The sequence below is a fragment of the Bacteroidota bacterium genome (genome assembly GCA_030017895.1).
GTDB lineage: Bacteria > Bacteroidota > Ignavibacteria > UBA10030 > BY39 > JASEGV01.
Genome location: JASEGV010000038.1, coordinates 24343 through 30714 on the forward strand (window position 1 = coordinate 24343; position 6372 = coordinate 30714).

At 37.8% G+C, this 6372-nt stretch carries 6 protein-coding genes; 4 read left to right on the forward strand and 2 right to left on the reverse strand.

The window, feature by feature from the left end; translation table 11 throughout:
* Positions 1 to 20 precede the first annotated feature (20 nt).
* Together QME58_08695 and QME58_08700 are read right to left on the reverse strand one after the other, a co-directional pair.
* A complete protein-coding gene (locus tag QME58_08695; GenBank protein MDI6803911.1) occupies positions 21 to 1001 on the reverse strand; it encodes an aldo/keto reductase in 981 nt (326 codons plus the stop codon).
* 20 nt (positions 1002 to 1021) lie between these two features.
* Complete coding sequence (locus QME58_08700) at positions 1022 to 1402, reverse strand: co-chaperone GroES family protein (GenBank protein MDI6803912.1); 381 nt, start codon at positions 1400 to 1402, stop codon at positions 1022 to 1024.
* A 174-nt stretch (positions 1403 to 1576) separates the two neighbouring features.
* Here QME58_08700 and QME58_08705 point away from each other — a divergent pair, with 174 nt between their 5' ends.
* The 4 genes from QME58_08705 to QME58_08720 all read left to right on the forward strand — a co-directional run bounded on the left by QME58_08705 (position 1577) and on the right by QME58_08720 (position 6180).
* Positions 1577 to 2602, forward strand: coding sequence for a hypothetical protein (locus tag QME58_08705; protein ID MDI6803913.1), 1026 nt, complete (start codon positions 1577 to 1579; stop codon positions 2600 to 2602).
* A 27-nt stretch (positions 2603 to 2629) separates the two neighbouring features.
* A complete protein-coding gene (locus tag QME58_08710; protein ID MDI6803914.1) occupies positions 2630 to 4063 on the forward strand; it encodes a hypothetical protein in 1434 nt (477 codons plus the stop codon).
* Positions 4064 to 4317: 254 nt separating this feature from the next.
* On the forward strand, positions 4318 to 5163 hold the full coding sequence (locus QME58_08715; protein MDI6803915.1) for a pectinesterase family protein: 846 nt from the start codon (positions 4318 to 4320) through the stop codon (positions 5161 to 5163).
* A 12-nt stretch (positions 5164 to 5175) separates the two neighbouring features.
* Positions 5176 to 6180 carry a T9SS type A sorting domain-containing protein gene (locus tag QME58_08720; GenBank protein ID MDI6803916.1) on the forward strand — a complete coding sequence of 335 codons (1005 nt, stop codon included), beginning with the start codon at positions 5176 to 5178 and terminating at the stop codon, positions 6178 to 6180.
* Positions 6181 to 6372 lie beyond the last annotated feature (192 nt).

The following is a 6372-nucleotide window of genomic DNA, read 5'->3' on the forward strand; positions in this document are numbered from 1 at the left end:
AAATCTCGTCTTGCAAATTCCTACATCCAGTAAGGATAAATCCAGGGAGGCTTACTAATTTCATCCAACCGTTGAACTTCTTCGAGAGTCATTTCCCACTCTGCGGTTCTGAGTAAATCGGAAAGTTGTTCCTTATTTCGAGCACCAATGATTACTGAACTAACTGCTGACTTGCACAATAAATAATTTATTGCCGCTTGTGAAATCGTAGCATTGTGTTTATTTGCAATTTTCTCCAACTCATCTACAATATCAAAGCCCTTCTCCTCATCAAATTGCAAAAACTGTTTTTCAGCATTGCTGCGACGAGCTGCATCGGGTCGTGGCTTTCCTCGCCGATACTTACCTGTTAAAAATCCACCGGCTAACGGACTCCACGGTAAAATACCGAGACCTTGGTCAAGACATAAAGGCACGAGTTCAAATTCTAATTCCCGTGCAACTAACGAGTAGTAAGATTGTAGCGTGATAAATTTTTCTAAATTATATTTTTCAGAAGTTGCGAGCGCTTTCATTAACTGCCAACCGGCGTAGTTCGAACATCCGATGTAGCGGACTTTTCCTTGACGCACTAAATCATCAAGTGCAGTGAGTGATTCATCTAATGGTGTAAGGTGATCGAAATTGTGTACCTGATAAAGATCGATGTAATCAGTTCCGAGTCGCTTTAAACTTGCATTGCACGCTTCGATAATATGATGGCGCGATAGTCCAATATCGTTCGGACCTTTTCCCATCCTTCCGAAAACTTTTGTAGCAAGAATAATTTCTTTCCGTTTTTTGCCAAGTGCCTTCCCTAATATTATTTCCGATTGCCCGTCTGAATAAATATCGGCAGTATCAAAAAAATTTATTCCTGAATCGATAGCGATATTCACTAATTCATCAGCTTCTTGCTGTTGCGTAGATCCCACGTTCTTCCAATAACCCGAACCTCCGAATGTCATAGTCCCGAAACATAATTCAGAAACTTTTAAACCCGAACTACCTAATAGTCGCATATTTTTATCCTTTCAAGTTATTAAGAGAATTCAATATTTGGTGTATGCCGAATCAGAACAAGTATTGCTGACTGCGGAACAATCAAATATTTTTTCGATTCGTATTCAATCTCTATTGCCTGCTCTTTGGTGAAGATTGCGTAGTCGCCTTCTTCAGCTTGAAGCGGTATATATTTAACCGGATCTTTTGGAGTTGTTGACCAAGGCTCTTGGTCAATAAATTGAGGATTTGGAACCGGATAGCCAGGACCTACTTTTACGATGTAACCGCTTTGCACCTTTTCTTTTTCTTTTACAGTCGGCGGTAAGTATAAACCGTGTTCGGTTTTATCTTTATCACTTTCAGGTGCGATAAGCACCTTATCGCCGATTATGATTATTTTGTTGTTTTTAAATTTCATTCTGTAAAAATATAACAAAAATTTCTCTTAAAAACTTTATAATCGCTTGAACCTCAACAAAATAATCCCTATCTTATTGCTGAAATGTTGGGTCCTGTCCTATTTAGAAAATGGGTAAGTATGGATTGCCGGACACTCAAATTTATATTATTTATTTCTGAAAACCCTTAATTCATGAAATTAAAATTTCAACTTCATAAAATTCTGTTAATGATTTTGTCGCAGACTTATTCGCTGACTGATGTGAGGGACTTTGTTGCGATTTGTTACGACTTGGCATTACCGATGATTCGAAAAAAAATCAACAACAGTAAGATGAATCCACTTACAGTTGGGATGAACGCCTCCGACTTAGTGTACGATTGTTTAGGCGATCTTTTTAACCGTGACACCTCCGGAAATTTTAAACAACTGCAGCGTTACTTCCATAATAAATTTGAAAATCTGAATATTGTCACCGAAGAACAAATAATCATAGCTCTCCGTCAATTATTATTTAAAAAAATCGAACAAAATATAATTCGTATTTACAGTGAAATCGATCCGATCTACGGAAAGATTTTAAGAAATGTTAAACTTGGCATTGAGAATTCAACCTCGCTAAAAATGGTTGAGCGGTTCGGCGAAAATTACATCACTCTTAAAAATGTTCATCTTAATGAAAATCTTCAAGCGATTAATTGTGAATGGCTGAAACAAGAACTTGCCCGTGCAGTTTCGATACACGATAAAATACCAACAATGCTAAAGAAGTTATACGAAATAATTAACAGTCAAATTGAATACAATAAAATTGTTTCACTTGACAATGTTGTCCGTTTGTTCAAAGAAATATATCACGTGGGCTGGAAATTGGAAAGGGCCGAAGAAGAAATATATGAATGTACAACTGATATCGATGATATTATTAAGATAGCAGAAGATGTCTGCCAAAAAATTAAATCCGAACTATACTCGACTTACGTCGAGAGTGGTAAAAAATGTGAGAACGTATTTAATTGTTACATTTACGCCTTGCGCGATGTACTCATAGCTGAATACGGAAACGGAGAGACAATCCAGGGAACGTATTACGACTTCCTGAATAGTAAATTAACTGAAATTACAAAGGATTCTTACATATCGGAACACAGGACCGTGTTTGAATACATCGCGAAACTTGGGAAAGGTAAAATGCTTGATGAATTACATAAAATGTAAGATGTTTCTGGAAATAACCTCAAATGCATGTATATATTAATGAATACAATGTACCATATAGATGAAAAAATATTAGAACTTTACGTTTTAGAGGCAGCGGAAGTTATTGATAAAAAAGAGGATATCGAGAAACACATCAAAAACTGCCAAGGATGCCGCAAATTATTTGAGGAGATGGAATCGTACTACGCTGAAGTTGATAAGTCAACAGAAGAACGGTTACAAAAAAATATTCAGTTAATTACGTTGCGTAATTTAATCTTTCCAAAATCAAAACTTGGGAATAGGACGTTAGACCAAATTCCAAAAACATATCCGGTACGGGTTGTTTCTTTCATAATCCGCCATCCGATTGCATCATTTATGAGTTTAGCGGCAGCGTTTGTATTCGGTTTACTTTTAATGACCCCGAAAACCGATATCAAAGATGAAAAACCAGAATATTCGAGGGCAAAGGATGAATTCCTTGTTGTGTACAATAAGAATGGTGAAGAATTGTGGAGAAAACATATAGGAATAGGGTATGATTTGGAAAAATTGCGCGTTCAAGAACCTGGCTTCGATCCGGATAACTACCTGCAAACCGTTGATGTTGATGGAGACGGGAAGAAAGAGGTAGTAGCAATATTTGGCATGCTGAGTGAATGGCAACCAAAAAATGCAATTTATTGCTATACACCCGATGGTGATGAGCGATGGACATACAAATTTAACCGTCAAATGACATTTGGGAACAATGTATTCGATGATACATATCAGTTTGGAAAATTTTTAGTTGGAGATTTTGAGAAAAATGGATCTTTTGAAATTATTGCATATATTCATCATGGTGGCTGGTATCCGACAGCAATAATTAAAATTGATGCTGCAGAAGGAAAACTACTTAACGAATATTGGCATAGCGGAAATATTCATGGGCTGATTAACAGAGATTTAAACAACGATGGTATAGAAGAAATTATTGCAACAGGTGAAAACAACGGATTTAATTTGGCTTCCTTATTTGTCTTAGACCCCCTAAATTTTCAGGGACACTCACCTGCACCGGAAGAATATACACCAAAGGATATCTCAATAGGCAACGAAAAGTATTATTTACTAATTAATCGAACTGATTTTAAAAAATATGCATCGCATCCAAGAAACAGAGTGCGGGGTATGAGATTCACTTCGGATGGCGATTTGATTGTAAGCGTAACTGAAGAAATTGATAAAACGGAATACAGTTGCATATATCTTTTCGACCAAACTTTAAAATGCATTAGTATAGATGGTGAGGATAAATTTGTAACTCTACACAACAAATACGTGGCAGATGGAAGACTGAGCAAGAAATTAGACGAACAGTATTTTGAAGATTTGAGGAAAGGTATTCGATATTGGGATGGAGAAAAGTTTGTGAATTATACTACTATGAATAAAAAATACTTAACATCCCAAAACAATAAACTATTACCGTAGCGGTGTTTATTTGTACTACTCACCTTCAAGGCAGATTCTGAATGGTAGGTGAGTCGCACTTGTTTCCAAAAATATTTTTTTAAGCAAAATAGCCGAATTTACATTGAAAAAGCAATGTTTGTTCGGCTTTTGCATTTTTATTTGAAAAATTTTCTGCAAGATTAGGTAAGTGTGCGTATATACAAGTGTATCTATTTTAATTGTTAAAATATTAATAAAACTATCAACCCTATAATTCACAAGGAGTTAACATTATGAAACCACTCGCAATTATTTTTTCACTTTTTGCATTGATATGCATTTCATCTGCAAACACAATCATCGTTGATATTAACGGCGGCGGGCAATACACAAGCATCAATACCGCTATTATTAATGCTTCTAGCAATGATACAATTAAAGTATGGCCCGGGACATACAACGAGCCAGTGACACTAAATAAAAATGTCGTACTTATGGGTTCTGGGTATGAAAATACTCGTATTATTGGCAATTATAATCCCGTCGTTACGATAAGTGCAGGTACAATACAATGGTTTGCTATTACTTCAACGGGTGGAGATGGGATAAAATTAAATGCCGGTATTGTTAAGAATTGCGTCATTGTTGGTTGTGGAAGATACGGTATTCTCTATTCCACAGGAACTACTGCCGCATACGTGAACAACTGTGTTATCTACGCTAATGGGTCATATGGCATCTATCATGATGGATTATCTTCAACCACAGGTAGTCTTTACGCTGTAAACTGTATCTCGAGGTTAAATGCTCAGATAGGTTTCGTCAAGCCAAGTTATTCCTACGGCTACTTCTACGTTTCATACTGTAACGGCACCACATCGGTCACCACCGGTAACCAAGGCAACGTGAACTGCGATCCTCCGTTCAATTCTCCTCCGCTGGATTTCCATATTGGAGAAAACACTTCTTGTTCATGGAATACTGGTAATCCTTCGTTGAATGACCCTGATGGATCACGAAGCGATATGGGATATTTCGGTGGACCCGACTGCCCTATCTATCCCGTTGTTACTGAAATCATTATTACCCCCGGCGGTAATACAATCAATCTCCAGGCAAAAGGTCGAGCGAACTATTAAGGAGACCAGAAAATGAAAACAATATTAATAATATTAATGCTCTTCTGCATCGGTGCTACTTCTGCTATTGCTCAATACAATAGGAACCAGCAAATAGTTGCAGGGGAGTATTTTATCAACACCGACCCGGGTCAAGGTAATGGTACATCGATCACAGGAACCTATAATCTTTGGGAAGTGACTATCAATGTCAGTGGTCTTATTGTTCCAGTCGGTTCACGGTTGTATGTCCGTTTCAAGAGCAGTAACAATACATGGAGTGCACCCCGCTGCATAGTACCTAAAGAGAATTTTACCAATTCTGGTGCATCGCTTGTTTATGGGGAATATTTTATCAATACGGATCCTGGTAGCGGAAATGGAACACCTGTCGCCATTGAGCCAGGCGGAACGATGAATCTTTACAACTTGCCGTTGCAACGTGGAGATAAGGTTTATTTTCGTGTGAAGGACTCGTACAACCGGTGGAGCCCAGCAAGACCTGCAACATTTCAATTTAAAGATATAACCAAAGCGGATTACTATATCAAGCGGGTTGGAGGAATAATAGAACCGACAGTTTCGATGCTAATGAGTGCGGTGAACGATTCAAGCACAATCTTTGTCGCTTATAAAGACAGTACACCAGCGCGAAGCAATGATACTATTTTTGTTCGCTTCCAGACTCTTGATCGATTTTACAGTAAATGGAGCTCCATCGTTGTCTTTTCTAACCCATGGATTGGCGTTAAAGATATTACTAGCGAATTACCCATGAACTACTATCTTGCTCAAAACTACCCCAATCCCTTCAATCCATCAACAACAATAAAGTACGCTTTGCCACAGGCATCGCATGTAAGCTTGAGTGTTTTTAATACGATCGGTCAAAGAGTGGCGTTGCTTGTGGATGGAAAGCAAGAGGCTGGGTATCACGAGGTGAACTTCAGCGCAGCTAGTTTACCAAGCGGAGTTTACTTCTATCGTTTGCAAGCTGGGGGATATGTTGAAACAAAGAAATTAATTTTACTAAAATAGTATCAAATGACCAGCGGACAGAATTGGTGTTAATTATTGGGGATATTATTTAACTAAATCACACGATGGACCTGTCTCAGATGAGGCTTGCAACATCACTAACTCGTGCGGAATTGGTTGATAAAGGTAAAATTATAAAGGGTCTTCGCGTACTCGAGTGGGTCATTTTATATCTCCTTGAGCATGCAAGTA

Bases quoted from the DNA above. Each gene is read 5' to 3' on its own strand.
- QME58_08695 (MDI6803911.1), bottom strand. From the start codon at position 1,001: ATGCGACTATTAGGTAGTTCGGGTTTAAAAGTTTCTGAATTATGTTTC.
- QME58_08700 (MDI6803912.1), bottom strand. From the start codon at position 1,402: ATGAAATTTAAAAACAACAAAATAATCATAATCGGCGATAAGGTGCTT.
- QME58_08705 (MDI6803913.1), top strand. From the start codon at position 1,577: ATGAAATTAAAATTTCAACTTCATAAAATTCTGTTAATGATTTTGTCG.
- QME58_08710 (MDI6803914.1), top strand. From the start codon at position 2,630: ATGTATATATTAATGAATACAATGTACCATATAGATGAAAAAATATTA.
- QME58_08715 (MDI6803915.1), top strand. From the start codon at position 4,318: ATGAAACCACTCGCAATTATTTTTTCACTTTTTGCATTGATATGCATT.
- QME58_08720 (MDI6803916.1), top strand. From the start codon at position 5,176: ATGAAAACAATATTAATAATATTAATGCTCTTCTGCATCGGTGCTACT.